General features: G+C 43.0%; 22 protein-coding genes. 10 read left to right on the forward strand and 12 right to left on the reverse strand.

What is annotated here, in order from left to right; genetic code table 11:
* The first annotated feature begins 269 nt into the window (after window positions 1-269).
* Window positions 270-2537, forward strand: coding sequence for a glycogen/starch/alpha-glucan phosphorylase (locus ABID29_RS04570; protein WP_354364704.1), 2268 nt, complete (start codon window positions 270-272; stop codon window positions 2535-2537).
* Window positions 2538-3037: 500 nt separating this feature from the next.
* Here the strand turns inward: ABID29_RS04570 and glgB are convergent, their stop codons facing one another.
* From glgB to ABID29_RS04610, 8 genes are all read right to left on the reverse strand, one after another.
* Window positions 3038-4897, reverse strand: a complete 1860-nt coding sequence (glgB, locus tag ABID29_RS04575; RefSeq protein WP_354364705.1) for a 1,4-alpha-glucan branching protein GlgB — start codon at window positions 4895-4897, stop codon at window positions 3038-3040.
* A 19-nt stretch (window positions 4898-4916) separates the two neighbouring features.
* Window positions 4917-6359: a glycogen synthase gene (locus ABID29_RS04580; protein WP_354364706.1), complete on the reverse strand. Its 1443-nt coding sequence runs from the start codon at window positions 6357-6359 to the stop codon at window positions 4917-4919.
* A gap of 99 nt (window positions 6360-6458) precedes the next feature.
* Window positions 6459-7577: a glucose-1-phosphate adenylyltransferase subunit GlgD gene (glgD, locus tag ABID29_RS04585; RefSeq protein ID WP_354364707.1), complete on the reverse strand. Its 1119-nt coding sequence runs from the start codon at window positions 7575-7577 to the stop codon at window positions 6459-6461.
* A 1-nt stretch (window position 7578) separates the two neighbouring features.
* Window positions 7579-8718: a glucose-1-phosphate adenylyltransferase gene (locus tag ABID29_RS04590; protein WP_354364708.1), complete on the reverse strand. Its 1140-nt coding sequence runs from the start codon at window positions 8716-8718 to the stop codon at window positions 7579-7581.
* A 314-nt stretch (window positions 8719-9032) separates the two neighbouring features.
* Window positions 9033-10751: a phospho-sugar mutase gene (locus tag ABID29_RS04595; protein WP_354364709.1), complete on the reverse strand. Its 1719-nt coding sequence runs from the start codon at window positions 10749-10751 to the stop codon at window positions 9033-9035.
* A 158-nt stretch (window positions 10752-10909) separates the two neighbouring features.
* Window positions 10910-11485: an ECF transporter S component gene (locus ABID29_RS04600; RefSeq protein ID WP_354364710.1), complete on the reverse strand. Its 576-nt coding sequence runs from the start codon at window positions 11483-11485 to the stop codon at window positions 10910-10912.
* The gene (coaC, locus tag ABID29_RS04605; protein ID WP_354364711.1) at window positions 11475-12023 is read right to left on the reverse strand and encodes a phosphopantothenoylcysteine decarboxylase; all 549 of its coding nucleotides are present in this window, start codon (window positions 12021-12023) and stop codon (window positions 11475-11477) included. The genes ABID29_RS04600 and coaC overlap by 11 nt, the downstream gene beginning before the upstream one ends.
* Complete coding sequence (locus ABID29_RS04610) at window positions 12016-12708, reverse strand: phosphopantothenate--cysteine ligase (protein ID WP_354364713.1); 693 nt, start codon at window positions 12706-12708, stop codon at window positions 12016-12018. Before ABID29_RS04610 ends, coaC begins: the two co-directional genes overlap by 8 nt.
* A 197-nt stretch (window positions 12709-12905) precedes the next feature.
* On the opposite strand from ABID29_RS04610, the gene ABID29_RS04615 reads away from it, so the two are divergent.
* The 4 genes from ABID29_RS04615 to ABID29_RS04630 all read left to right on the forward strand — a co-directional run bounded on the left by ABID29_RS04615 (window position 12906) and on the right by ABID29_RS04630 (window position 18194).
* Window positions 12906-13628: a glucosaminidase domain-containing protein gene (locus ABID29_RS04615; protein WP_354364715.1), complete on the forward strand. Its 723-nt coding sequence runs from the start codon at window positions 12906-12908 to the stop codon at window positions 13626-13628.
* Between the two features lie 423 nt (window positions 13629-14051).
* Window positions 14052-15809 carry an ABC transporter ATP-binding protein gene (locus tag ABID29_RS04620; protein ID WP_435533149.1) on the forward strand — a complete coding sequence of 586 codons (1758 nt, stop codon included), beginning with the start codon at window positions 14052-14054 and terminating at the stop codon, window positions 15807-15809.
* Entirely contained in the window at window positions 15806-17548 is a 1743-nt protein-coding gene (locus ABID29_RS04625; protein WP_354364717.1) for an ABC transporter ATP-binding protein, read from the forward strand. The genes ABID29_RS04620 and ABID29_RS04625 overlap by 4 nt, the downstream gene beginning before the upstream one ends.
* Window positions 17549-17579: 31 nt before the next feature.
* On the forward strand, window positions 17580-18194 hold the full coding sequence (locus tag ABID29_RS04630; RefSeq protein ID WP_354364718.1) for a DUF5052 family protein: 615 nt from the start codon (window positions 17580-17582) through the stop codon (window positions 18192-18194).
* Between the two features lie 38 nt (window positions 18195-18232).
* Here the strand turns inward: ABID29_RS04630 and ABID29_RS04635 are convergent, their stop codons facing one another.
* Complete coding sequence (locus ABID29_RS04635) at window positions 18233-18646, reverse strand: hypothetical protein (protein WP_354364719.1); 414 nt, start codon at window positions 18644-18646, stop codon at window positions 18233-18235.
* Between the two features lie 45 nt (window positions 18647-18691).
* Complete coding sequence (gene msrB / locus ABID29_RS04640) at window positions 18692-19123, reverse strand: peptide-methionine (R)-S-oxide reductase MsrB (RefSeq protein ID WP_354364721.1); 432 nt, start codon at window positions 19121-19123, stop codon at window positions 18692-18694.
* Window positions 19124-19578: 455 nt separating this feature from the next.
* Here msrB and ABID29_RS04645 point away from each other — a divergent pair, with 455 nt between their 5' ends.
* The 5 genes from ABID29_RS04645 (at window position 19579) to xerS (ending at window position 24135) form a co-directional block, all read left to right on the forward strand.
* On the forward strand, window positions 19579-19911 hold the full coding sequence (locus tag ABID29_RS04645) for a putative DNA-binding protein (RefSeq protein WP_354364722.1): 333 nt from the start codon (window positions 19579-19581) through the stop codon (window positions 19909-19911).
* Between the two features lie 82 nt (window positions 19912-19993).
* Window positions 19994-21541 carry a signal recognition particle protein gene (gene ffh / locus ABID29_RS04650; RefSeq protein ID WP_354364724.1) on the forward strand — a complete coding sequence of 516 codons (1548 nt, stop codon included), beginning with the start codon at window positions 19994-19996 and terminating at the stop codon, window positions 21539-21541.
* Between the two features lie 86 nt (window positions 21542-21627).
* A complete protein-coding gene (locus ABID29_RS04655) occupies window positions 21628-21945 on the forward strand; it encodes a hypothetical protein (protein WP_354364725.1) in 318 nt (105 codons plus the stop codon).
* Window positions 21946-22036: 91 nt separating this feature from the next.
* Window positions 22037-22861 carry an amino acid ABC transporter substrate-binding protein gene (locus tag ABID29_RS04660; protein ID WP_354364727.1) on the forward strand — a complete coding sequence of 275 codons (825 nt, stop codon included), beginning with the start codon at window positions 22037-22039 and terminating at the stop codon, window positions 22859-22861.
* A gap of 203 nt (window positions 22862-23064) precedes the next feature.
* Window positions 23065-24135, forward strand: coding sequence for a tyrosine recombinase XerS (gene xerS, locus ABID29_RS04665; protein WP_354364728.1), 1071 nt, complete (start codon window positions 23065-23067; stop codon window positions 24133-24135).
* Window positions 24136-24201: 66 nt separating this feature from the next.
* Here the strand turns inward: xerS and ABID29_RS04670 are convergent, their stop codons facing one another.
* A complete protein-coding gene (locus ABID29_RS04670) occupies window positions 24202-24489 on the reverse strand; it encodes a PTS lactose/cellobiose transporter subunit IIA (protein ID WP_354364729.1) in 288 nt (95 codons plus the stop codon).
* A gap of 216 nt (window positions 24490-24705) precedes the next feature.
* Window positions 24706-26226 (reverse strand): prolyl oligopeptidase family serine peptidase, encoded by a 1521-nt coding sequence (locus tag ABID29_RS04675; protein WP_354364731.1) that lies wholly within the window; start codon window positions 26224-26226, stop codon window positions 24706-24708.
* Window positions 26227-26386 lie beyond the last annotated feature (160 nt).

Consider the following 26386-nt stretch of genomic DNA (forward strand, 5'->3'; position numbering starts at 1 on the left):
AATAATCAAGGACTTGCAATCTTGAATCTTTTTTAGTATAATCAATTTAACGCAAACGATTGCGTTGAATAATTGCCTTTTCACACGATTGGTTAAAGAGCTTCATATGTGGGAGAAACAATACACTCCACCCTGGTCTCTTTTTACTGGTACATAAAGTGGCAATAGTTAGTAAAACATGCTATAATGGTTGGGGTTACACCTTTTGGAGAACCTTTAGTAAAATGATTAGCATTATATTAAGATGATTAAAAAATAGGAGTTTAAACATGTTTAACTTGCAACAGTTTGTCCAAGAACTTTATGCGAAACGCATTGAAGATTGCACAAATGAGGAATTGTACTATGCGCTTTTGAGTCTGACCCAACGTTTTAGTGGTGCCTTGACAACAAATACGCAGAAGAAAAAAGTGTATTATATTTCAGCTGAGTTTTTGATCGGAAAACTCTTGTCTAATAACATGATCAACCTGGGGATCTACGAAGATGTTAAGCAACAACTGGCGGATGCTGGTAAAGACTTGATTAAAATCGAGGATGTAGAATTGGAACCATCGCTTGGTAATGGTGGTTTGGGCCGCTTGGCAGCTTGTTTCCTTGACTCTATCGCAACTCTTGGCCTGAACGGTGACGGTGTTGGTCTAAACTACCACTTCGGTCTCTTCCAACAACTCTTTGAAGACAATCAGCAAAAAGCGGTGCCAAATGCTTGGATTACTCCAGAATCTTGGTTGAAACCATCTAAGATTTCCTACGAAGTGCCTTTTGCAAACTTTACCTTGACGTCTAAGTTGTACGATATTGATGTGCCAGGCTACAAGACAGCTACAAAGAACCGCTTGCGCCTCTTTGATTTGGGATCTGTTGATGACAACATCATTTACGATGGCATCGAGTTTGACAAGCAGGACATTTTCCGTAATTTGACCCTCTTCCTGTATCCAGATGATTCAAACCGCGAAGGGGAATTGTTGCGTATTTTCCAACAGTACTTCATGGTATCTAACGCTGCACAACTCTTGATTGATGAAGCGATCGCCAAAGGTTCTAACCTTTATGACTTGGCGGATTATGCCGTTGTTCAGATCAATGACACCCACCCATCTCTCGTTATCCCAGAATTGATTCGCCTTTTGACAGAGCGCGGAATCAACTTCGATCAAGCGGTTGAGATCGTATCTAGCATGACAGCCTATACCAACCATACTATCTTGGCAGAAGCTTTGGAAAAATGGCCACTTAACTTCTTGGAAGAAGTTGTCCCTCATCTGGTACCAATCATCAAGGCCTTGGATGCCCGCGTTAAGGAACAATACCCTGATCCAGCTTTAGCCATTATTGATGAAAACGAGCGTGTTCACATGGCTCATATGGACATGCACTATGGCTTCTCTGTTAATGGTGTGGCTGCCCTCCATACAGACATTCTCAAATCATCTGAACTCAAAGCTTTCTATGACATCTACCCAGAGAAATTCAACAACAAGACCAATGGGATTACTTTCCGTCGTTGGCTCATGCATGCCAACCCACGTTTGGCCAAGTATTTAGATGAATTGCTAGGTCATGGTTACCACCATGAAGCGACAGAACTGGAAGGATTCTTAAACTTCAAAGGAAATGCGGATGTCAAGGCTAAATTGGAAGACATCAAACGCCACAATAAGCGTAAATTACAGGCCCATCTGGAAGCAACTCAAGGAATCACGATCAATCCTGACGCTATTTTTGACATCCAAATCAAACGGATGCATGAGTACAAACGCCAACAGATGAATGTTCTTTACGTGATTCACAAGTATCTGGACATTAAGGCTGGAAATATCCCAACGACACCGATCACTGTCTTCTTTGGTGGTAAGGCGGCGCCAGCCTACACCATTGCTCAGGATATTATCCACTTGATTTTAGCGCTGTCACAAGTGATTGCTAACGATCCAGCTGTAGCGCCGCACCTACAATTGGTCATGATCGAAAACTACAATGTCACAGCAGCTAGTTTCTTGATCCCAGCTGCCGATATTTCAGAGCAAATTTCCCTAGCGTCTAAGGAAGCTTCTGGAACTGGTAATATGAAATTCATGCTTAACGGTGCCTTGACCTTGGGAACAGACGATGGCGCCAACGTTGAAATCCATGAATTGGTTGGCGATGAGAACATCTATATCTTCGGCGAAGATAGCCAAACGGTTATTGACCACTATGCGAATGGTGACTATAGTGCACGTGCTTTTTACGAGCGTCCAGCTATTAAACCGCTCATTGACTTTATCGTCAGCGAGGATGTCCTTCAATATGGTAACGAAGAACGCCTCTATCGTCTTCATAACGAACTCATCAACAAAGACTGGTTTATGACCTTGCTTGATTTAGAAGCCTATATTGACACTAAAGAAACTATGCTTAAGGATTACGAAGACCGTGATACTTGGCTAGATAAGGTAATTGTCAATATTGCCAAGGCAGGTTTCTTCTCATCAGACCGGACCATCGCAGATTACAACCGCGATATCTGGCGCCTAGAACCAGCTCAGTAATCCGTAAAATACTAAAACCTAGTGATGCAAAATGTCACTAGGTTTTTTGGCTTAAGAGCAGGCAGTTTTCTAAAAAGAGCTAGCTACAATTCAAAGAAAATTATACTCATTCAAAATCAAAAATAGAATAGAAGGGTAAAGGGTTCGTTTACTTGATCTTAGCATGTCTAGCTTACTGCCACCACGTTTTCTAGTTCTATAGCACGCTTCTCTAACAGTCCCGTGAACTACTGAAGCGGTTTTATCTAATTGCGACGTTTGGAAATCAAGCAATACTGTTTTATTTGAGAATCAGTCGGTAATGCACTAAATTATCTATTTTTGAATTTTATTTAGTATTAATCTAGCCTAGGGAAGGAAACTGATGCTAGAACTGGAATTCATCGAGGCGAGTTAGCAACGCTATCTTTTCAAAGTTTATAAATTTACTTACCAAATAAGAAATAGCTTACAGTTCTATCCTCAGGGTATTCACTGTAAGCTATTTTCAGAGTTTTGGTCTATCTAGCCTTTTTGCGACGTTTTTTAACGGTCACTTTTTCAAGATAGTAGGTTGTATAACGCGGGATAGTCAGCTCTACCTGGCCGTCAGTCGCCTCTATCTCAAAGGAGTCAATCGGCAATTCATTTGAGGAAAAGAGCAGTTTATAACGATTGCCTTCAGGAAGGTCTAGCTTGACATTGTAAAGATTTTGGTCATTAAAGTTATTGACAATGAGAAGTTCTTGATCCTTGCTGAAGCGCCTGAAGGCGTAGAAGTTAGCCTGTGGATCGATTTTAGCCCATTCAAACCCATCTTCGTCAAAATCTCTCTCCCAGAAGGCACTGTTGTGACAGTAGATATTGGTCAGGGTTACCATCATGTCGTGAAAGCCCTTGTGGATCGGATAATCTAGCAAGAACCAATCCATTTGGCGATACTCGTGCCATTCACGGATATGTCCCCATTCATTGCCCATAAAGAGGTGGTTTTTGCCTGGGTGGGCGTAGAAATAAGCATAGTAGGCCCTGGCTTGATGGAACTGATCTTCATAAGAACCCTGCATCTTCTCGATAATGGAGTGTTTGCCGTGGACCACTTCATCGTGAGAAAGAGGAAGAACAAATTGTTCATTATGGTTGTAAAACATGCCGAAGGTGATTTCATTGCTGTGATAAGGGCGATGAATGGCTTGACGCTCAAAATAGGAGAGTGTGTCATTCATCCATCCCAGATCCCACTTGAGGTCGAAGCCTAAGCCACCTTCTTCCAGGGAATGCGTGACCTTAGGATAACTGGAGGAATCCTCTGCAATCATCATGACGCCCTTGTATTCGGTATGGACTAAGGCGTTGACACGCTTGATAAAGGCTAAGGCAGGATGATTGAGTTTATCTTCCTCAGTCTCTCCCCTCCAGTAGATAAGGTAGGACAGGGCGTCCACTCGGATACCATCGAAGTGGAAGTGTTCTAGCCAGTATTTGATATTAGAGAGGAGAAAGCTCTGCGTTGACCCTTTGGCTAAATCAAAGTTAGCTGTTCCCCACTGATGGTTTTCTCTGTCGTGCTCCTGAGCATACTCAAAGAGGGGACTACCATCGAACAGGTAGAGTCCATGACTGTCTTTACAGAAGTGAAGAGGAACCCAATCCAGGATGACACCGATTCCAGCTTGGTGGCATTGATCAATGAAATATTTCAAATCATCTGGTTTACCGTAACGGCTTGTAACGCTGTAATAACCTGTTACTTGATAGCCCCAAGAAGCGTCTAAAGGATGTTCCATAATGGGCATGAGTTCAATGTGAGTAAATCCATGTTTTTGCACATGCTCAATCACTAGGGGAGCTAGTTCTTTATAAGAATAAAAGTAATCTAGCGGTTTATCCTCGTCCTTTTGCTCATCTTTCTTACGCTTCCAGGATCCCAGGTGCAATTCATAGATGGACACAGGCGATTTTTTAAAATCATAGTCAACGCGCTGGTACATCCAATCCGCATCCTTAAAGCGATAGCGTGAATTGTAAGTCGAAGAAGCAGTACCTGGTCTTGATTCGCTATAGAAGGCATAAGGATCCGCTTTAACAAGCTCTTGGCCATCATGGGTCAGAATCTGGTACTTATAGAGCACGAGCGATTTGACATCAGGGATATAAAGTTCAAAGATACCTTGGCCTTTATCTTCCATCGGATGCGTCGTTTGCCATTGATTAAACTCACCAATGACATATACGGTCCTGGCATTAGGGGCAAAGACTCGAAACTGTGTGCCAAGGATTTTATTGCGCTCCTTGATGATGTGAGATCCCATAGTCTCATAGAGATTGGTATGCTGTCCAGTTCTGAGGTAGTAGAGGTCTTGTTCTCCAAATGGTTTCATCTCATCCTCCTTTCTAAGCTTAGCGGGTAATGCTACGATAAAGGTCTTGATAAGCCAAGGCTGATGCTTCCCAGCTGACATCTTTGGTCATCGCATTGGCTACAAGTGCCTGCCAATCTTGGGGACGATTGTAGTAGGTGTCTAAGGCATAATCGTAAACCATCCGCATGGCATTGGCAGATTTTCCTGTAAAGACAAAGCCTGTCCCTTCTTGGGTAAATTGGTTGTAAGGAGTGACCGTATCTTTCAAGCCGCCAGTCTCACGCACCAAGGGCAAGCTACCGTAGTGCATTGCGATCAATTGGCTGATGCCGCAGGGTTCAAACATAGAAGGCATGAAGAAGAGGTCACTTCCTGCATAAATTTGATGGGCCAGAGCTTCATTGTAACCTTGATAGAAGGCAAATTTATCTGGATAGGCCTCCTTGTAATAGTTAAAGGCATTTTCGATATTGGCTTCGCCATTGCCTAGGATGACAAATTGAACTCTGGCTTGGAGCATTTCTGGCAATTTTTCAACCATGAGGTAGAAGCCTTTTTGCCAGGTCAGGCGAGAAACGACACCGACTAGGATAGTGTCTCCATCTTGAGGCAGACCAAATTGAGCTTGAAGGGCTAGCTTGTTCTTAACCTTGTCTTTTAAAGTAGACAGTCCATAAGGCGTGTTGAGGCTTTCGTCCGTCTCGCTGTTCCATACATCGTAGTCTATTCCATTGACAATACCTGATAAATCATAGTAGCGAAGACCAAGGACATGCTGCATGTTTTCACCGAATTCTTCTGTCAAGATTTCTTGGGCGTAGGTGTTGGAAACGGTTGTCACCTTATCTGCATAAAGAATTCCAAGTTTCATATAGCTGATCTGATCATGGTAAAAACGTGCTGTTCCATCTAAGAAGTAGCTGTAGTCCATGCCGAGGCTGGCCCACAATTCATGTTCAGGAAAAACTCCCTGGAAAGCCAGGTTGTGGATGGTTAAGACATGCTTGATCCGTCGAAATTCTTCCTTGTAGCTGTAGAAGGTCCGACAGAGGAAAGGAATGGCAGCAGTGTGCCAATCGTGGGTATGGATTACTTCAGGATAGAAATTTAAGGCTTCTAAAAGGCGGCAGGTGGCATGCTGGAAAAAACCGAAGCGATAGGCATCATCGCCATAACCATAGAGTTCATCACGTTCAAAAATGTCTCGATGTTCAATAAAATAAAAAGTAACACCGTCACGAATTTCCTGATAGACATTAGCCATGGTATGGATGTTACCAGCATTGACATCATAACTGACAAGATACTCAAACCGCTGATGGTCGTTAATGGCCATCTTTTTGTATAGTGGCAGGACAACACGGACGTCCTCTCCTTTTTTGACTAATTCCTTTGGCAACGAGCCAATAACATCAGCTAGACCTCCGCTTTTGATATAGGGTAGCCCTTCTGAAGCAACGAATAAAATAGATTGTGACACGGTAGTCTCCTCTCATATAAAAATAAGCATCCTCTTTCAAAAGAAGAAGTGGACAGCCTGGAATATCAAACCAGAGTCCACTCCTTGACAGTATTTCCCTTAAATAATTTCGCGCGGCTTAATATATACTGGAATATCAGGTGTTCCTTTGATATCGATAGGGTGTTTGATTTCGGTTTCCTTGTCGATGATGGCATTTTCGATGTTAGCACCACGGCGGATAGTAACACCGTTCAGAATGATAGAATTCTTGATTACAACGCCTTCTTCGATGACAACGTCACGGTCGATGACGGAATTTTCTACCTGACCATCAATAGAACTGCCGTTTGAAATTAAGCTACCACGAACTTCTGCCAAAGGCCCATAAAGAGTAGGGGAGCTATCTGTGGTCTGCGTATGAATCGGCCATTTTGGCTTAAAGAGGAGCTTGCGATTATCGGCATCGATCAGGTCAATCTGTGTCTTGAAGTAAGCATCAATGGTGTTGATACATGCCACATAGTCACGGTGGGCATAGCCCATGACCTTGTAATCATTGACAACATCTGCTAAAATCTCCTTGAACCAATAGAGAGAAGATACTTTATTAGCACGCTTAATCAATTCGATAAAGAGTGAACGCTTCAGGAGATAGGCTTCTAGAGAGATTTGACGGTTCTTATACTTGCCATGGTTCTCTTCAAAACCGATAATCCGCTTGTTATTGTCAAATTTTAAGGTATCGCAGCCAATAAAAGATTCCTTAGCGTCACTGATGTTTTTGTAAAGAACAGTAATATCGGCCCCTGTTTCCAGATGGTTGTCCATCACTTTATTGAAATCTTGGCTGTAAACAAAATAACTTGGTGCTAGCAGGACGTATTCTGCCTTTGAATTTTCAATATAGCGTAAGTTGTCCGTGAAGGCTTTGACATCGTGCTGATAGATAGAGGTTGCGCTGGATTCGCTGTTGAGCAATCTTAGCTTACCGCGTTTACTGTTAATATTATACTGGTCCCCAGTACCAACATGCTGGATGGTTGAACGCATCTTGTTTGGCATGTAGACATGGAATTCTGAGATGCCTGAGTTGGACATATTGGACAAAACAAAGTCGATCATGCGGAAGCGGCCCAAGAAACCATAGGCTTGGGTGCCACGATGTGGCATGAATTCAGCGCCAAAATCAACGTTTTTTCCATCGATATTGACAATTCCTAATGTATTTCTGAGCATTTTAATCCTCCTTGTTGTGTGCGATGTCTTTGTCAATCAATAAAATCTGATCTGGACTTCCAGCCAGAGTAACGCCAGGTCCAACTTTGACATTTTCAGCCACAATCACATAGTCTAGTTCAGTGTCGTCTGCAATCTGAGCTCCTGGCAAGAGAACAGAGTTCTTCACAACAGCACCTCTAGAAACCTGAACATCCGTAGAAATGACCGAGTGTTCAACATGGCCTTCGATGATAGCACCTTTATCAACATAAGCACTCTTGACAACGGCTTGTTTGCCAATAACTTGGGCTGGAGAGCCTGAATCTTGTGAGTAAATCCGCCAAGAGGAGTCAAAGAGGTCGAGGTCGTTTTTAGTGTCTAGCAAGTCCATGTTGGACTCCCAGAGGCTATTAACTGTTCCAACATCCTTCCAGTAGCCTTTATAAGGATGCGCATAAAGTTTTAGACCGTCTGCCAGATACTTTGGAATAATATCGTGGCCGAAGTCGTGGGTTGACCCTTCCAATCCTTCATCTTCCAAGAGATACTTTTTGAGTGTCTTCCAGTTGAAAATGTAAATCCCCATGGAAGCCAAATTGCTCTTTGGATTAGCTGGCTTTTCTTCAAACTCTTCGATACGGTAATCTTCATCCGTATTCATAATTCCGAAGCGAGAGGCTTCTTTGATTGGAACTTCGATAACAGCGATAGTGGCATCGGCTTTATTTTTCTCGTGAGTCTCCAAGAGTTTGTCGTAATTCATCTTGTAGATGTGATCCCCTGAAAGAATTAGGACATGCTCTGGTTCGTTGAGGTCGATAAAATCAATGTTTTGGGTAATGGCATCAGCAGTCCCCTTGTAGAGACCAAAACCACCGATTTTTTCTCGTGGCGGGAGCACAAAAATCCCAGAATCTTTTACATCCAGGCCCCAACGTTGAGATTTAGCAACGTAAGAGTTCAACTGGACAGACTCATACTGGGTCAGGACTCCGACGACTTCGATACCAGAGTTTGCACAGTTACTGAGGGGGAAATCAATGATACGATACTTGCCACCGAATGCGACTGCAGGTTTTGCGACCTTTTTTGTCAGTCCCTCCAAGCGCGTGCCACGGCCACCAGCAAGGATCATTGCTAACATTTTGTTGTTTGCCAAATCAACCAACTCCTTTATTTTTAATACACGTTTAGTATATCATAATTTTCTAAAAATAGAAAACGTTTTCTGCTAATTTTTAAAAAATTTTTAAAAAAATTGCAAGATGATCACGAAAGGCTGTCATTCCCGACCAATAAAGCTGTTTAGACCGTTTAACCAGTTAATGACAATCTCTTCGTTTTCAAAATAAAATTCCTATGATGAAAACCGTGATAAGGTTTTCATGGTAAACGTTTGACAGATTAGCTCGTCAGAAAAACCAGGTAAGCACTGCTGATTAAAGCAGGGTTATACCTGGTTTTCGACTATTCTTAACTTACGAAGGCATTGATATCGGCTTCGATGGCTGCAATTTTTTCCTCAGCTTCTGCTAAGGTTTCCCCTACGGTTGCAATGTAGAATTTGATCTTTGGTTCAGTACCAGAAGGACGAACTGCAAACCAAGAATCATCAACCAAGTGATATTTAAGCACATTGCTCGGTGGTGTTGTCAAAGCAGTGATTTGGCCAGCAGCAGTAGTGGAAGTCAACTCTTGGAAGTCTTCGGTCACTGCAATAGCAATCTTTCCGAAAGTAGCAGGCGCTGCTTGACGGAATTTGTCCATGATTTTCTTGATTTCGGCAGCCCCATCGACACCTGAAAGAGTGACTGAAATCGTCTTTTCAGCAAAATAGCCATATTCCTGGTAAATTTCCTCGATACCATCTGCCAAGGTCAGGCCACGAGAGCGGTAGTAGGCAGCAATCTCTGCGATAAGCAGGAGGGCTTGAATGGCATCCTTATCACGCACAAACGGTTTGATGAGGTAACCAAAGCTTTCTTCAAACCCAAACATATAAGTATGGTTGTTGGTGTCCTCGAATTCTTGGATCTTCTCAGCAATAAATTTAAAGCCTGTCAAGACATTAAACATAGTGGCGCCATAACTTTCAGCAATTTTGGTTACAAGCTCTGTTGAAACGATTGATTTAGCGAGGGCGGCATTCGCTGGCAGTGTACCAGCAGTCTTGTGGGCTTCAAGAATGTATTTGGCTAAGATCGCTCCGATTTGGTTCCCTGAAAGATTAGTGTAAGACCCATCTGCTTGGCGGATTTCAACGCCGAGACGGTCTGCATCAGGGTCAGTAGCTACTAAGACGTCAGCGCCAACTTGGCGTCCAAGTTCTTCAGCCATAGCAAAAGCAGCTTGACTCTCAGGATTAGGCGACTTGACGGTTGAAAAGTTTGGATCAGCTATTGCTTGTGCTTCAACAACTTCGACAGAAGCAAAACCTGCCTGCTCCAGAGCACGACGAGCTAGCATTTCACCAGTTCCATGAAGCGGGGTGTAGACAATCTTCATGTCTCGGCCATAAGTATCGATCAGGCCTTGGTTAATATTGACAGATTTGACTTCTTTCAAGTATTCGGAATCAACCGTTTCACCGATGATTTCAACAACACCATCTGCTTTAACCTGCTCCAGATCAGCAACTGCGATGGAGAAAGGATCTTCAATCTCACGAATGAAGGCTGTCAGGGCATCGGCATCAGCAGGTGGCATCTGTCCACCGTCTTCGCCATAAACCTTATATCCATTAAACGGGGCCGGGTTGTGGCTAGCGGTAATCATGATACCAGCCCAAGTGTTGAGGTGGCGAACAGCAAAAGATAACTCAGGAGTTGGGCGAAGGCTTTCAAAGACATAGGTCTTGATGCCGTGTTGTGCTAAAACCGCTGCAGATTCATCAGCGAATTCAGGAGAGAAGTGACGGCTGTCATAAGCAATGACAACCCCGCGTCTTTTCGCATCTTGTCCTTTGCTTTCGATCAACTTAGCCAGACCTTCGGCGGCCTGACGGACAACGTAAATATTGATTCGATTAATCCCTGCACCAATCAACCCCCGCATCCCTGCAGTGCCAAATTCCAACGGAGTGTAGAAGGCGTCTTCTTTTGTTTTTTCATCCATTGATAATAAGTCATCACGAAGGTAATCTGGAAGGTATTCAAAATTAAGCCAAGTTTGGTAGTTTTCTTGATAAGACATGGAAGAACTCCTTTTTTATTTAATCGCTTTCATTATACCATGATTTCGGCAAAATAACAGTTAAAAAATGAAAATAATGGTAAATTTTAAGAAAATATTTTCCTGATAAGCATCAGTAGCCAAAAAAGAAAGAGACTGGCATAGACCAGTCTCAATAGTTAACGTGCCTTAAGTTTCAGTAAGACTGGTACGATAGCCGTGGTTAAGATAGCGGAGATGACCATTTCTGCTAGAGCATTGGCCCCAAAGACAGTTGCTAGCATGGCCTTTATATCGCCAGAGTAGACCTGGGCGAAGAGAATAAAAATCCCTCCTAACACAAAAATAGTATTAGTCATTGAGCCAAGTGCTCCTGAAAGGACGAGACCTGTACGATTTTTAAAAAGTTTATAAATGAAATAAGGGGTAATACCAATTAAGGTCCGTGGCACAAGTGCAATAATGAGAGAGTAAGCATTCCCTCCCTGGACAAAAGGACTAAAGAGGTAACTCGTTGGGATTTGGAAAATAGTGTTGTGAATCACGCTGATAATCCCCATCAAAAACCCTAAAGTTAGCCCAATTTTCGGGCCATAAACAATTGAAGCCACAATGACTGGGATGTGAATGATAGTAGGTTTAATGGGCAAGGGAAGAACGTTAAAGATAAGGGATGTGATCAGATGCAAGACCAACATGGTTGCAAAAAACATGGTAATAACAGCTAATCTGCTGGAAGGACGGTTAGTATTCATTGAAAGTCTCCGTAATGGTAGTGATAATATCTGATAGTTCTGCCAAGGCACCTGGCCCATAATCACCACAGGCTAGCAAGGCTTCACGAGGAAGAATCTCTTGGTAACCATAGGTTTTTAATTTGGCCAGATTGTCTTGAGTGATCGGATTGAGATACATTTGTGTATTCATAGCTGGTGCGACAAACTTGGGTACATCTGGTGTCAAGGCAAGGGCAGTGCAAGAAACGATATCGTCGGCCAAGCCGTTAGCTAATTTGGAGATTGTATTGGCTGAAGCTGGCGCAACGATAAAAAGATCTGTCTGCTTGGCTAACTCAATGTGGTTAACTTTATCAGGTTGAGGCTCCTCCATAATGTCCAAGTGGACAAGATTTTTCGAAAGCACCTGTAGAGTCAGCGGTGTAATAAAGCGAGTGGCAGAAGCTGTCATCAAGACTGTAATCTCAAATCCTAGCTTGGTCAGCTGGCTAGTCAAATCGGCAGCCTTGTAAGCGGAGATAGAGCCTGTAACGGCTAAAGTGATTCGTCTAGTCATTTTGTCCCCTCTCTAGATGCTCCAGAATCAATTGGGCAATTTCTTGCTTGGTGCTAGCCATCTTTTCTTCATCACTGAGCACCATATAAGCCAAATGCTGGTCTCCAGCGATATCTAGTAAGTCGTTAGCGACGATGGCTGAAGCCTGATTTTTTTTCAGGCTATCACGCGCCACTTCGATCAAGTGGTCCTTGGTCACATCAACCAATAACTTAAAACCGATCAACTGTATGGCAGGATTCCACTCTTTGACTAAACTGATTACCTTTGGTGTCTTTTTGAGAAAGAGAACTTGGTGTTCCGATCGCGATGAAATCTTGGTTTCTTGATTGCTTTTTTGAAGAAATTCAGTTAGATCAGAACTTTTTGCGACCGTTTCAAAATCAGTCATATAAAGAGGTGTGTAGTCAGATACCGCCATAGCATGAACGATGGCATCGTGATTTTTTACCAATGGCTCTAAAGTATCTAGGAGATCTTGGACATTCGTGATTGGGTAGGTGGTTAATTTGGGGTGTGCTTGCGGGACCAATCCATGTTTACTGGTCACAAAACTAACCTCATGCCCCATGGCTAATAAGTACTCAGCCATGACTTGACCAAGGCGGCCGGTTGCTTTGTTGGTAATATCGCGAACCTGATCAATTTTTTCAGCGGTTCCGCCCGATGTAATTAGTATTTTCATAAACTTCATTTTATCATTTACAGGCCTCTTTCGTCTACTGTTTGACTTGGTCTGATGTCTTTATTCCTTTTAAGGTCCAAATGATAAAAAAGGAACTGTAAGGAAATTGATACAGAATTGTCATAAAGAATCGTTGAACTGTTACCTGATTCTGTTAGACTGATGGAGGTAATAAAGAACTAGAGGAGATTTTTAAGATGGCAAAGAAGAAAAAGTATTTGGCTATGATTAGTATAGCTACAGCAGTTATTGGGTCTGCTTTAACTGGCCAATTATTTAAAACAGGGGATACCAATGGCCGTGTAGAGGCGCAGGACTTTTACGGAGACCCTGCAACCTATGAGTTTATTTCTATTATTGGTGAGCGTGCTCGTCAGATTGGCCAAGAGCGTGGCATCTATGCTTCTGTCATGATTGCGCAGGCTATCCACGAATCAAACAGTGGCCGTTCGGGCTTGAGTATCGGCCCTTACTATAACCTTTTTGGCATCAAAGGACAATACCAAGGAAATTCTGTGACGATGAGAACTTGGGAGGACGATGGTACAGGTCGAGCTTACTACATCAACGATGCCTTTCGCGCCTACCCGAGCTGGGCAGCCTCCATGTATGATTACGCCGATCTCTTGTCTTGGGACTATTACGCAGGTGTCCGAAAGGCTTATGCCCCTAATTATTGGGATGCAACGGCAGCTTTGACCGGAACCTATGCGACAGATACCAGTTATGCAGCCAAGATCAATGCGATTATTGAGTTTTATGGCTTGACTGCTTATGACACACCACTTGGCTATGAAACGGTAACTCTACCGGTCCAAGACAGTGTCTGGAATGCTTTCCGAGGCAGTTATACCACATCGCAAATCCTGGCAGAAGACCAAGCCTGGAACCAGTATGTCAATGGCTACTATGGTCGCTAATCAACTACTGTAAAACAAGAGGAGTCTGCCTACTCTTGTTTTTATGTTGCCTTGCTTATATCAAATCACTGAAAATGACATTACAGAGAAGAGTGATTTCATTAATGAAAGTTGGCTAATAATAGTGTAAAAATATTCAAAAATCCTTGACAAGGGTTTGGCTAGTGTGCTAGACTGAACTCGTTGATATAATCTCGTTTGTCTTCAGCTGTAGGTGCTGAAGGAAACAGGATAGATAAAAAGAAAGGAGACGATCATGACAACATTTTTCAATTCACCCGTTCGATATCATTCTCCTTTCCAGATAATGTATAAAGGCTAGCCTACGTTCATAGGCTACTATTGTGCCATGTGCTGCTGAGGAGTAAATGTTTCTAGCAGCGCATGGCTTTTTGTATTTAAGCATAGAAATGGAGAGCAAAAATGGAAGAGAAAAGTGTCCAACAGTCCATGAAAGGAGCAATCTGGGACTTTATCAAGTCTCACTGGAAGAGTTATACACTGGTCAGCATCGGCCTCTTAATCAGTTACGGCCTTTTTGTGGTGCCGACCATGATGACCCAGCGGGTTATTAACCAAATCAGTCAAGGAACCCTGACAGCTAAAGATCTAGGCTTTGCAATCCTAACGGTCGTCTTGGCCTGTAGCGTCACCTATGCGGCTGATTATATCTGGGTCAAGCAATTGTTTGGCAGGGCCAGTGACTATCGGTTTCAAATGCGGAGGACCCTATTTGCCAAGTTGATTCACATGAGAAGGCCTTTTTATGATAAATTTCGCTCAGGCGATATGCTGACGCGGTTTACCAATGATACCAATGACTATTCTGAGTTGCTCGGCTTTGGTGTCATGAGTATTTTTACTGCTCTGGGGACAATCTTATTTGTTTTGCCAGCCATGATTGCCATTTCATGGCAGATTACTATCTTGGCGGCCTTGCCTCTCTTGGTTTTAGGTAGTATTATCTACTGGGTCAGCGCCAAGCAAGAAATGGTTTCTGAAGAAGTCCGAGAAGCTGTGGCTAATTTAAGCAATGAGGTCTTGGAGGTTGTCGAAGGTATTCGAGTGACTAGGGCTTATGGGAAAAAGGAGTTAGGAGCAGCTAAGTTCCGTCAAAAGACAGCAGCTTTGGTGAAGCGCAATGACCGTTTAATGGTTTATCAAGCGGCTTATGGCCGACTAGCTCTCACTCTCTTAGCCCTCAGCACGGCTATTGTTATGGGCCTAGGTGGCTCTTATATGCAAGCAGGTCGTTTGCAGTTAGGAGACGTCGTGGCACTACAACTCTATACGGGTATGCTGATGGACCCTATGTGGGTTTTGTCAGATGTGGTTCTGATCTATCAGATTGGTAAAGTGGCTTTCGGGAAACTGACAGAACTGATTGAGACCAGTGATGACATGGAAGCTGACGGGCAAATTGAGGCCCAAGAACTGGCCCATATTGTATTTGATCATTATTCTTTTTCCTATCCAGAGCACCAAGAGCCGGTGTTAAAGGATATTTCGTTTGAATTGTCCAAAGGACAGACACTAGGAATAGTTGGTAAAACAGGGAGTGGAAAAACGACTCTGGTCCGACAATTTTTGCGCCAATACCCTCTAGGACAAGGGTTCTTGTCATTGAACGGGGAGCATATGTCTGTGTTTAACCGAAGAAGCATTGAGGAAAAGATTGGCTATGTCCCACAAGAGCACATTTTGTTTTCTAAAAGTGTTTTGGACAATATCCGCCTCAGCCAACCTGATGCCACACCAGATTCTGTTTCAGCGGCTATTGACGCAGCGGCTTTTACAAAAGACCTGACTCGTATGAGTCAGGGGCTAGATACCATGGTCGGTGAAAAAGGAGTGTCTATTTCCGGTGGTCAAAAGCAACGTCTATCGATTGCCAGAGCATTGCTCAAGCAACCTGAACTGCTCATTTTAGATGACTCTCTCTCAGCAGTAGATGCCAAGACTGAACGCTCAATTATTGATAATATTCAAGCCTTAAGGCAGGGCAAGACCAATGTCATCGTCTCCCATCGCCTATCTGCCGTCAGCCATGCGGACCAGGTCTTGGTCCTAGATCAGGGTAAAATTGTCGAATCAGGGACACCAGCGGAGTTATTGGCCAACCAAGGCTGGTACTATGAGCAGTATCTGCGCCAGCAAAGTGAAGAAGGAGGAGCACAATGATTATCTTAAAGAGATTACTGTCCGAGATCAAGGCATTTTGGAAGCTTTTCCTAGTCGGCATGCTTCTTATGATCTTGTCTAGCTTATTGGCACAAGTTGCTCCCCTCTATGTCCAAAAAGCTATTGATCTTGTACTGACGCCGATGGGCCAGGGGCAGACGATCCAACTTGGTCTCTTATGGCAATTGCTGGCCTACTTTCTAGGCTTCACTGCACTAGGGAGTATTCTGGGCTACATGTCAAGTCGTCTTTTGAGGCACGTTGCTAACCGTGTCGGAGAGCTCCTGCAAAATAGGGCTTACGATACCATGCAAGGGTTGCCTGTCTCTTATTTTGATGACAAGCCTGCAGGTAAAATTTCCGCTCGTATTGTGAACGACACTGAAACCCTGCGGGCACAATTTTACGGTACCATGTTGTCGCAGGTCTTAATCAATCTGCTTTGGGTGGTTACCATTTATGGAATTCTCATCTACCTCAATCTCTGGTTAGGCCTAGCACTTTTGGTCTTAATTCCGATCTTTATTCTCTGGCATCGGCTCTATGCCAAACAGACTGAGCAGGCTATGACAGACTTTTACGAAGCTCAAAGCGAGTTAAACAGCCAGGTTAACGAAGCTATGAACGGGGCTAGTATTATTCAGATTTTTGGCCAAGAGGAGCTAATGGCTAAACAGTTTGAGGGGACGGCAGCAAAAATGCTTAGCTCAGATCTTCAAATTACTCATGTAGAAGCCACCATGTCCTGGTCTCTGGTAGAATTGCTGAAGCGTCTGGTGTTAGCTTTGATTCTATCCGTTATCGGCCATGCCTTTCTGGGAAATCGTTTAGGCGTTTCAGTCGGTTTGATCTTTTCATATGTCAATTATACCGAGCGCTTGTTCAATGCTCTAGGAGCCTTGGTCAGAATGCTCCCAAATATGCAACGGTCTTTAACTACTGGAAGGCGGGTTTACGACCTCTTAGACCAGCCACTAGAAAGAGACAGCGACCAGAAACTAGCAGTAAGGAGAGGCGATGTTCGCTTTGATCGTGTTTCCTTCGCTTACGAGGAAGCAGAGTGGGTCTTAAAAGATATTTCTCTCCATGCCCGTCCAGGCGAAACCATCGCCCTGGTAGGTCACACAGGTTCTGGGAAAAGCTCCATTATGAATTTGCTTTTTCGCTTTTACGATCCTCAAAAAGGCCAAATTCTCATCGATGACCAAGTCATCCAAAATTATCAGCGGGAAAGTGTCCGTGCTGAAATGGGCATCGTCCTGCAAGACCCCTATCTGTTTACAGGAACGATTGCCAGCAATGTCGCCATGGATAATGATCAGATAAGCTCTGATCAAGTAATAGAAGCTCTGGAGAAGGTTGGAGCCGGTCCTATGATCAAACGCCTTTCTAAGGGCATTAACGAGCCTGTCGTGGAGAAGGGCAATGCGTTTTCCAGTGGTGAGCGGCAATTGATTGCCTTTGCCAGAACCCTGGCCTCAGATCCCAAAATTTTGATTTTAGACGAGGCGACCTCCCACATTGACACTGAAACAGAGGAAATTATCCAAAGAGCCATGGATGTTGTCAAAGAAGGGCGAACAACCTTTATCATCGCTCACCGTTTATCTACCATTCAAAACGCTGATCAGATTCTCGTTTTGCATGAAGGCCAGATTGTTGAACGTGGTAATCATCAGGAATTATTGGCTCAAAATGGTCGATATGCCGATATGTACCACTTACAACAAGTAGTCTAATTAGCTATACTGAATTCATTCAGGAGGAAATATGAACACTTTAAAACGAAACAGCTTATTATTGATTTGCTTGCTATCTATCAGTCTACTAGGCGGTTGCCAAAGCATTCAAAATTGGTTTAGCAATTTTAAGGCCGAATGGATTGGCCTAGAGATGACCGTTAGGACCTATGATGAAAATTCGCAGCTCATCGATCAGATGTCTGGTAAATCCCTGTCTATTTCAAGAAATCAGGAATTTGATTCGGTCAACTCTGACGGTGCCTCAATCGCTGATAGTACTGTATTGAAGATCACTCTAGGTAATTACGAGATTGACCATGTTGGTTCGTCACTGATTGCAGCAGAAGAAGGACTGGAGGACATCTTTAGCAAGTACCAGAAGACAGTGACCATCGATGAAAATAGCCGTACGGTTCCTGTCTTGAATCGAATGGTTTCCAGCTTAAAAAATGATTTCACAGGCAAGAGAAAAGTCATTTTGATTCGGTCGCAGAACGGCACACCACTAGCTACCTATGTCGGCAACAAGGTGTCTCTCTATGCTTCGGACGCTCCGCAGACTAGTGAGCTCCTGATTGATGGCAAACGCCTGGTGATTTATCGGTGTGATTACACCATCTATGATAGAGAATTATTAGAATAAACGAAATCCCCTCGCTAGCTAGTAGTGAGGGGATTCCTTCAAGGCTTTTTTAAAATAGCATAAGCAAAGGCTATCAAGGAGACCAAGCAAAGCCAGAAGCCATAAGCGAGATTGGTCAAGTTCTTAACAAAGGCCAGACCTATGAGCTCCATCTGACTGACGGGCAGTGTGCTGGGAAAGAGGAGAGGACACAACACCAGCAGATGGAGGAGGAGACTGATATAGAGAGCCCACTTTTTCTTGAAAAGTAGAGCTAAAAAGAGCAAGACCAGAGTGGCAACAAAGGTCAGTCCCTGCCAGTGATAGACATACTCAAAACCTGTTTGAACTTTCTCTATCCTTTCCCCGTCAATCGTTTCCGTCAAGTGGTAAAAGGGGAAGGTATAAGCTAGCAGGTAGGCAGTCAGCCAGAAGCGTGAAAATGATTTTGTTACACTCAGTCTCTTTTCCATAATAAAATTCCTCTTCTGTTACAATTAAAATGTGCGAGCCATGTCCTAATCAACGCTAAATAAACGCAAATACTCCCCATAACCTTCTTTTTCCAAATCCGCTAAGGGAATGAAGCGTAGAGCGGCAGAATTGATGCAGTAGCGCAGACCACCTTGATCACTTGGCCCATCCGAAAAGACATGACCCAGATGAGAATCCGCCTCCTGGCTCCGCACTTCGATACGGTGCATCCCGTAACTGTAATCAGCAAGATTCTTTAATTTGGTTATGGGTCTTGTAAAAGCTGGCCAACCACAACCTGCATCATATTTATCTTTTGAAGAGAAGAGCGGTTCTCCACTGACGATATCGACGTAAATCCCCTCTTCGTAGAAATCATCGTAAATTCCAGTAAAGGGAGCTTCTGTTGCGCTGTTTTGAGTTACTTCAAATTGCAAGTCTGTCAAGCGTTCCCGTAATTGTTCTTTATCTTCCATTGTTAATCTCCAAATTTTTCTTCTATTATACCTCACACCATCCCATTTGTCCTAAATCTAGGCAAGATTCTTGCTAATATTTTGGGGATATGTTATGATGTTACCATGCGATGAGCCGAATTTGGCATTAGCCATATTTGCGCATGGGAGGTCATAACGCAGGAGCGGACCTTGATAAATTGTGTGAACCTTTTTATCACACTAACTTTAGTGCCCATTTCCCCTACATTTTGTGGGGGATTTTTTATTTTTCAAAACGATCTCACTGAATCAATTAGTATATTACATCTATTGTTTTACATAATTATTTTTACGATAACAATATAAGGTTTTTCATAACATAATTATGATTATGTAAATATATAAACAGGGACCTTTCTAGAAGTATTATCATTTTTATCAGAGTCAATAGAATAGACTTCTAAACTGGGGATTTTTTTGGTATAATAACATCTATGGAAATAGAAAAAACCAATCGTATGAATGCTCTGTTTGAGTTCTACGCAGCGCTTTTGACAGACAAGCAGATGAACTATATTGAACTTTACTATGCAGACGACTATAGTCTGGCAGAAATTGCAGAAGAATTTTCAGTTAGCCGCCAAGCCGTTTACGACAATATTAAGCGTACAGAGAAAATCCTTGAGGACTACGAGATGAAACTGCACATGTATTCAGATTATATTGTCCGCAATGAAATTTTTGAAGAATTGGCTGAGCGCTATAAAGGAGATAGCTTCCTGGAGGAGCGATTGGAGATTTTAACCTCCATTGACAATCGAGAGTAGCAGGACGTTTCCAGTTGGTTTATGAAACAAATTTTCAGTAACTTAATGACTAATTGATAAAAGTTTAAGGAGTTATCACATCATGGCATTTGAAAGTTTAACAGAACGTTTGCAGGGGGTATTTAAAAACCTGCGTGGCAAGAAAAAGATTTCTGAGGCAGATATCCAAGAGGTGACTAAAGAGATTCGTCTAGCCCTCTTAGAGGCTGACGTAGCCCTTCCTGTCGTCAAGGAGTTTGTCCGTAATATTCGGACCCGTGCCTTGGGGCAAGAGGTCATTGATACCCTCAATCCAGCCCAACAAGTGGTCAAAATCGTTAACGAGGAATTGACGACAATCTTGGGATCTGACACAGCCGAGATCATTAAATCTCCTAAGATTCCGACAGTCATTATGATGGTCGGTTTGCAAGGTGCTGGTAAGACGACATTTGCAGGTAAGTTAGCCAATAAGCTGATCAAAGAAGAGAAGGCTCGTCCGCTCATGATCGCAGCGGATATATACCGACCAGCCGCTATCGATCAGCTCAAAACCCTTGGACAGCAAATCAATGTGCCGGTCTTTGATATGGGAACAGAAGTCTCTGCTGTTGAAATCGTTCGTCAAGGTTTAGAAGAAGCGCGTAAAAATCATAACGATTATGTCTTGATTGATACGGCTGGACGTTTGCAGATCGACGAACGTCTGATGGCTGAATTGCGGGACATCAAATCTCTAGCTCAACCGAATGAAATCCTCCTTGTTGTTGATGCTATGATTGGTCAGGAAGCTGCTAATGTTGCTCGTGAATTCAACGACCAATTAGCCATCACTGGGGTTATCCTAACCAAGATTGACGGGGATACCCGTGGTGGTGCAGCCCTTTCCGTTCGTCAGATTACCGGTCAGCCGATTAAGTTTACCGGGACAGGCGAGAAAATTACTGACATCGAAACCTTCCACCCTGATCGTATGGCTAGCCGTATCTTGGGGATGGGGGACCTTCTGACCTTGATTGAAAAGGCATCTGCCGAGTACGATGAGAAGAAATCTCTGGAACTGGCAGAAAAAATGCGAGAAAACACCTTTGATTTCAACGACTTTATCGAGCAGTTGGACCAGGTGCAGAATATGGGACCGATGGAAGACCTCCTCAAAATGCTGCCTGGCATGGCTGGCAATCCAGCTCTGGCCAATTTAAAGGTCGATGAGAGAGAAATTGCCCGCAAACGTGCCATCGTCTCGTCAATGACCCCTGCAGAAAGGGAAAATCCAGACCTTCTGACCCCTAGCCGCCGACGCCGGATTGCGGCTGGTTCTGGAAATAGCTTTGTTGATGTCAATAAATTCATCAAAGACTTCAACCAAGCGAAAACCATGATGCAAGGTGTCATGAGTGGTGACATGCAAAAGATGATGCGGCAAATGGGCATCAATCCCAATAACTTGCCTAAAAATATGCCGGGAATGCCTGACTTAGGAGGCATGGACATGGCTGGCCTCAGTGATATGATGGGCGGAGCTAGCATGCCGAACATGGCCGACATGTTTGGAGGAGGCCTCAAAGGTAAAATTGGTGCTTTTGCAGCGGAACAGAGCATGAAGCGGATGGCTAATAAGCTCAAAAAAGCTAAGAAAAAGCGTAAATAAGCAGAAGTAACAAGGTGTTTGAGATGGTCATATAACCTCACGGAGCACCTTGTTCTTTTCAATGGAGTTTTGAATGGAGTTTTAAAATGATGACAAATTATTTGTTTCTGATACTGTTTACCATTATGGCTTACGGTATCGTCCGTTATTTTGCCTATCTCACAAAGGATAGAGAGAACCATGAAGATGGCGGGCTATTGAGCAGTCTTTTTTTCGGTCGACTCTTATTCTTCCTGGGTTTGCCTATTTTAGGAATTTTTATCTATGACATCTTTCAAATCCATTTTGCCGCAGACCAAGGCAGCGGGCTGATCGGATTGGTTATCATGCTGGGATCCGTATTGGTCTTGATCATAGGCGAGGTGATTTATAAGAAAGGCCAGAAAGGTTCCTCTCATAGATAATTCCTATCACTATCTTAAAAAAGTTATAATTTACCTCATTTGCAACTCATGATAGACTAAGATATATCACTATGTAAACGAGGTATTTTTCATGGCTCTTAAGCTAAATCAGCTTATTTTAGGAACACTTGCTCTATCTACTCTCGGACTTGCGGCCTGTCAGGCCAAATCTGACACACCTGCAGCTTCAGACGCATCCAATAAATCAGTAGTGGTCGCTACGGCAGGCGATATTAAGCCTTTTTCATACGAAGAAGAGGGAGAACTGACAGGTTATGATATCGAAGTGATTAAGGCTGCCAGTCAATATATTGATGGTTATGATATTTCCTTCAAAACCACTGCATGGGAATCGATCTTTGTCGGTATGGACAGCGGAAAATTTCAATTAGCAGCAAACAACCTTTCCTATACCGATGAACGCGCGGCTAAATATTTGTATTCTTATCCGATTGCGACTAATCCCTTGGTCTTGGTCGTTGCAAAAGACTCTGATATCAAGTCATTAGAAGATATCGGCGGCAAGACCACACAGGATGATACTGGAACCTCAACTGCTAAACTGGTTGAGGATTGGAATGCAGAACATGGTGATAATCCATCAATCATCGAGTATTCTGGTGAAGATGTCGCCAAACGCCTGTTAGACCTGTCAAATGCTGAATTTGACTACCTAGTCTTTGATAAAATTTCTGTCGAAACCATTGTCCAACAAAATGGTTATGATTTTGAGATCATCGAGCTAGAAACAGGTTCAAATCCTAATAACTACATCGTTTTCTCAGATGACAGCCAAGACCTTCAAAAGCAATTCAACGAAGCTGTTTTAAAACTCTACGAAGATGGTACCCTGGAAAAATTAAGCCAAGATTACCTTGGCGGTTCATACTTGCCAGATAAAAACGAATTGAACTAATCATAGAATTTCCCTTGGATCAGTCTGAGGGAGATTTTTCATAGCTAAGAAACAATTGAGTATCGACCTTCTATAGAGTTATCAGCAATTGCTCGAGAGTGTTTCAAAATAAGTCTATAACATCTTTCCGAAAAACTATAATTTTCTTGAAAAACAGATAAGGGTATGTTATACTCCTATTATAGAAAAAATGGAGTTTAAGAATGAAACGTGACTTATTGCTGGAAAAGATTGATCAACTAAAAGGACGGATGCCCTGGTTTGTCCTGGATTACTACCAGTCCAAATTGGCTGTGCCTTATTCCTTTACAACCTTGTATGAATACCTCAAGGAATATGATCGATTCTTTAATTGGTTGATGGACTCTGGGCTTGCTGATGTCGCTCAAATGTCTGAGATTGAGTTATCCCTCCTGGAGCATTTAAGTAAAAAAGATATGGAGGCATTCATTTTATATTTGCGTGAGCGGCCTTTGCTGAATGCTAATACGACCAAGCAAGGGGTCTCGCAAACGACCATCAATCGAACCTTGTCAGCCTTGTCTAGTCTTTATAAGTATTTGACTGAAGAGGTGGAAAATGAGCAAGGGGAGCCCTATTTTTACCGAAATGTCATGAAAAAGGTATCGACCAAAAAGCAAAAAGAAACCCTGGCTGCTCGGGCGGAAAATATTAAGCAGAAACTCTTTTTAGGAGATGAAACCCAAGGCTTTTTAGACTATATCGCAGAGGAATACCCTGCTCAATTGTCTAACCGTGCCTTGTCCTCCTTCATGAAAAATAAGGAAAGAGATTTAGCCGTCATTGCGCTCCTTCTTGCTTCAGGTGTCCGTCTTTCCGAAGCCGTTAATCTGGATCTCAAAGACTTGAATCTAAGAATGATGCTGATTGAGGTGACGCGAAAAGGAGGTAAGCGAGATGCTGTCAATGTCGCGAGTTTTGCCAAGCCCTATTTGGAAGCCTATTTAGCCATTCGGAGCAAGCGTTATAAGGCAGAAAAGACAGATCAAGCGCTCTTTTTGACAGAATACCGTGGCCTTCCTAATCGGATTGATGCTTCTTCTGTTGAAAAGATGGTTGCCAAGTATTCCGAAGGCTTTAAAATCCGTGTCACGCCACATAAATTGAGACATACCTTGGCAACTAGGCTCTACGATGCCACCAAATCTCAAGTGCTTGTCAGTCATCAATTGGGACATGCCAATACCCAGGTGACGGATCTTTACACTCATATCGTAAATGATGAGCAAAAGAATGCTCTGGATAAGTTGTAAAAATACGTAAATTAAATTATGTAAACAATAACCCCTCTGACTATTAAAACTCAGAGGGGTGTTACTTTAGTTAAGGTTGTTAAAACGCTTGTAGACATCAATAAACTCTTGGGCCACAATCTTGAATCCTTCTGCACTCATGAGTTGGTCCTCTGCATGCATTAGCAAGAGTTTGATTTCTACAGCTTCTTGGTTAGCTTCTTTTTCGATCAATTCAGCATGGGCATGATGGCCTACTAAGAATAAGTAGTCCCCTTCGTCAATTAACTCTTGGGCTCTTTCAAAATCGTCAGTCTTGGCCAGCTTGCATGGAATCCATAAATGACATGTTCTTCTCCTCGTTTCTAAGTTCAATCCAAAACTATACAACCATTGATTTTGAGTCTTTTGAGAATCTAGCTCCCTCCTTTTGAGTCTCATCTAAGATCAAATGTCAGATGAGTTCTGATCTTAGATGAGAGGCGCTTAATGTTTTTAATGAAGTCTTTACAACGATTATTATAGCGCTTTAAAAGAGAATATGACTGCTCTTTCTTGATGAAAAAGTGGCGTCAACTGACATTCAGCATTTCATTTGCTTTGAGCGTTCAACCATTCAAAGACAGTTTGATAACTTTTCCCCTTGAATTGTGCTGTCTGAGTGCCACCTAAGGTTTGGTTGTCGGGCTTGAAGCCAGTTCCATCTGCCTTGGCTAAAATTTCCTCAGGATTTTGAACACCATTGGCCTGGTTGTTGAAGTAATAAATCCAAGACCAGTGTCCCATGTAAGTCGTATCGGCTTGGTCCTTGCCTGAAACAGATGCATAATAAGAGAACCAGGCGTTGTCAGCGCCAACTTCTAAAAGCGCCTTGTATACAGGAAGTGGGTAATTTTCAGGAGCTACAGTTGTATCGTCCGCAGAATGGATGAACCACATCGGGATATTCTTGATTTTGTCAACTTTTGCTTGATCAAACCAAACGGTGTCAAGACGGACAGCTTCATCAAAGCCTGTCTCCTCATTTTTCACCTTTTTATAGGTGCCGTTAGGATTTTTTTCATAGTTGTAGTAAGCATAGGCTGGAGCATTTGGGACCAGGGCCGCGAAGTAATCTGGGTAATGAATGGCCATATTGAGGGTCATATAACCACCATTTGAACAGCCAGACAGGTAGATACGGTTGGGATCGATATCTGGATTGGAAGCGACATAGTCTGCAATGGCATCCATTAGAATTTCCGTGTACCGAGAGACTCCTGCACCTGCTCCGTTTGTTCCATCTCCTTCATCCATCCAGTAGGTTGGCGTTTGAACAGCTAGTACATAAGCACCCACTTCGTCACCGCTGGTAAACTGCTCTTGGATTTCAGGTCGAGCCAGGGCTGTGACTTCGTTGCCTAGAAGAGTAATGGCAATGTCTGTTCCCCCTTCTCCTTGACCATGGAGCCAGATCAGCAAGGGATTTTTCTCACCTTCTTTGATTGTTTCTGGCTCAAAAGCAGCGTAATTTAAAGCGACTACTTCTTCTGCTTTGGTCAGCGGATTCAGGTAATTGCCTTCGACAGTCTTTCTGATACTAAATTGGTCCACTTCAGGAATCACCTTATTGGCGATGGCATCTTCTTCTTTGGACAGAAGGTCTTCGCCTATCTTTAAATCATTGATTTTAACCGGATATTCGCCTACCCATTCATTCATAAACGTGTTGAAATTAAAGGTAAAGGGGCTGGCAAGGCCGGAGAAGGTTTCTTGAGAGTAGGCTACTTCTAAATCTAATGTAATATACTGGCTCTCTTTTTCAGTGCTGGGATTGCCCTTGTCATCAGATAAGTAAGCGTCAGCTACCTTTCGCTCCTTAGTTGCCGTTTCAACGCTCAATTGATCTATGTCAATAGAACTGGCGGGTGCTTCAAGTTCGATAATGAGTTTATTGACTGCTGGGCCGAATTCATAACCTTGAATTCCCAGAGAGATTTTTTCAATGGTATTGCTTTGTTGGGACACAGGTGTTTCTCCTTTCTTTGCACAAGCCTGCAGACAAAGTGCAGACCCAAGTGCCGCAACTGTCAGATACTGAATACTTTTCTTTGGCGATAAACTTTTAAACATAAGGTCTCCTTTATAAAGTGCTGGAAATTCAAGCATAGGAATTGCTGAAATCATCGCTTTTTTTGATTCCAAAATCCATCGAGAGTTTCCTTGAGCGTGACAAACAATCTTCTGAGATCTGTCAAAAGGCCTCGCTAGCATAAGGTCTCCGTCAGACATC

It is taken from the genome of Streptococcus rupicaprae, from assembly GCF_040545225.1.
Lineage (GTDB): Bacteria > Bacillota > Bacilli > Lactobacillales > Streptococcaceae > Streptococcus > Streptococcus rupicaprae.

Coding starts and splice junctions, on each gene's coding strand:
- ABID29_RS04655 (WP_354364725.1), top strand. CDS start 21,628: ATGATGACAAATTATTTGTTTCTGATACTGTTTACCATTATGGCTTAC.
- ffh (WP_354364724.1), top strand. CDS start 19,994: ATGGCATTTGAAAGTTTAACAGAACGTTTGCAGGGGGTATTTAAAAAC.
- glgD (WP_354364707.1), bottom strand. CDS start 7,577: ATGCTCAGAAATACATTAGGAATTGTCAATATCGATGGAAAAAACGTT.
- glgB (WP_354364705.1), bottom strand. CDS start 4,897: ATGAAACCATTTGGAGAACAAGACCTCTACTACCTCAGAACTGGACAG.
- ABID29_RS04625 (WP_354364717.1), top strand. CDS start 15,806: ATGATTATCTTAAAGAGATTACTGTCCGAGATCAAGGCATTTTGGAAG.
- ABID29_RS04675 (WP_354364731.1), bottom strand. CDS start 26,226: ATGTTTAAAAGTTTATCGCCAAAGAAAAGTATTCAGTATCTGACAGTT.
- ABID29_RS04595 (WP_354364709.1), bottom strand. CDS start 10,751: ATGTCTTATCAAGAAAACTACCAAACTTGGCTTAATTTTGAATACCTT.
- ABID29_RS04660 (WP_354364727.1), top strand. CDS start 22,037: ATGGCTCTTAAGCTAAATCAGCTTATTTTAGGAACACTTGCTCTATCT.
- ABID29_RS04635 (WP_354364719.1), bottom strand. CDS start 18,646: ATGGAAAAGAGACTGAGTGTAACAAAATCATTTTCACGCTTCTGGCTG.
- xerS (WP_354364728.1), top strand. CDS start 23,065: ATGAAACGTGACTTATTGCTGGAAAAGATTGATCAACTAAAAGGACGG.
- ABID29_RS04600 (WP_354364710.1), bottom strand. CDS start 11,485: ATGAATACTAACCGTCCTTCCAGCAGATTAGCTGTTATTACCATGTTT.
- msrB (WP_354364721.1), bottom strand. CDS start 19,123: ATGGAAGATAAAGAACAATTACGGGAACGCTTGACAGACTTGCAATTT.
- ABID29_RS04620 (WP_435533149.1), top strand. CDS start 14,052: ATGGAAGAGAAAAGTGTCCAACAGTCCATGAAAGGAGCAATCTGGGAC.
- ABID29_RS04630 (WP_354364718.1), top strand. CDS start 17,580: ATGAACACTTTAAAACGAAACAGCTTATTATTGATTTGCTTGCTATCT.
- coaC (WP_354364711.1), bottom strand. CDS start 12,023: ATGACTAGACGAATCACTTTAGCCGTTACAGGCTCTATCTCCGCTTAC.
- ABID29_RS04615 (WP_354364715.1), top strand. CDS start 12,906: ATGGCAAAGAAGAAAAAGTATTTGGCTATGATTAGTATAGCTACAGCA.
- ABID29_RS04570 (WP_354364704.1), top strand. CDS start 270: ATGTTTAACTTGCAACAGTTTGTCCAAGAACTTTATGCGAAACGCATT.
- ABID29_RS04610 (WP_354364713.1), bottom strand. CDS start 12,708: ATGAAAATACTAATTACATCGGGCGGAACCGCTGAAAAAATTGATCAG.
- ABID29_RS04645 (WP_354364722.1), top strand. CDS start 19,579: ATGGAAATAGAAAAAACCAATCGTATGAATGCTCTGTTTGAGTTCTAC.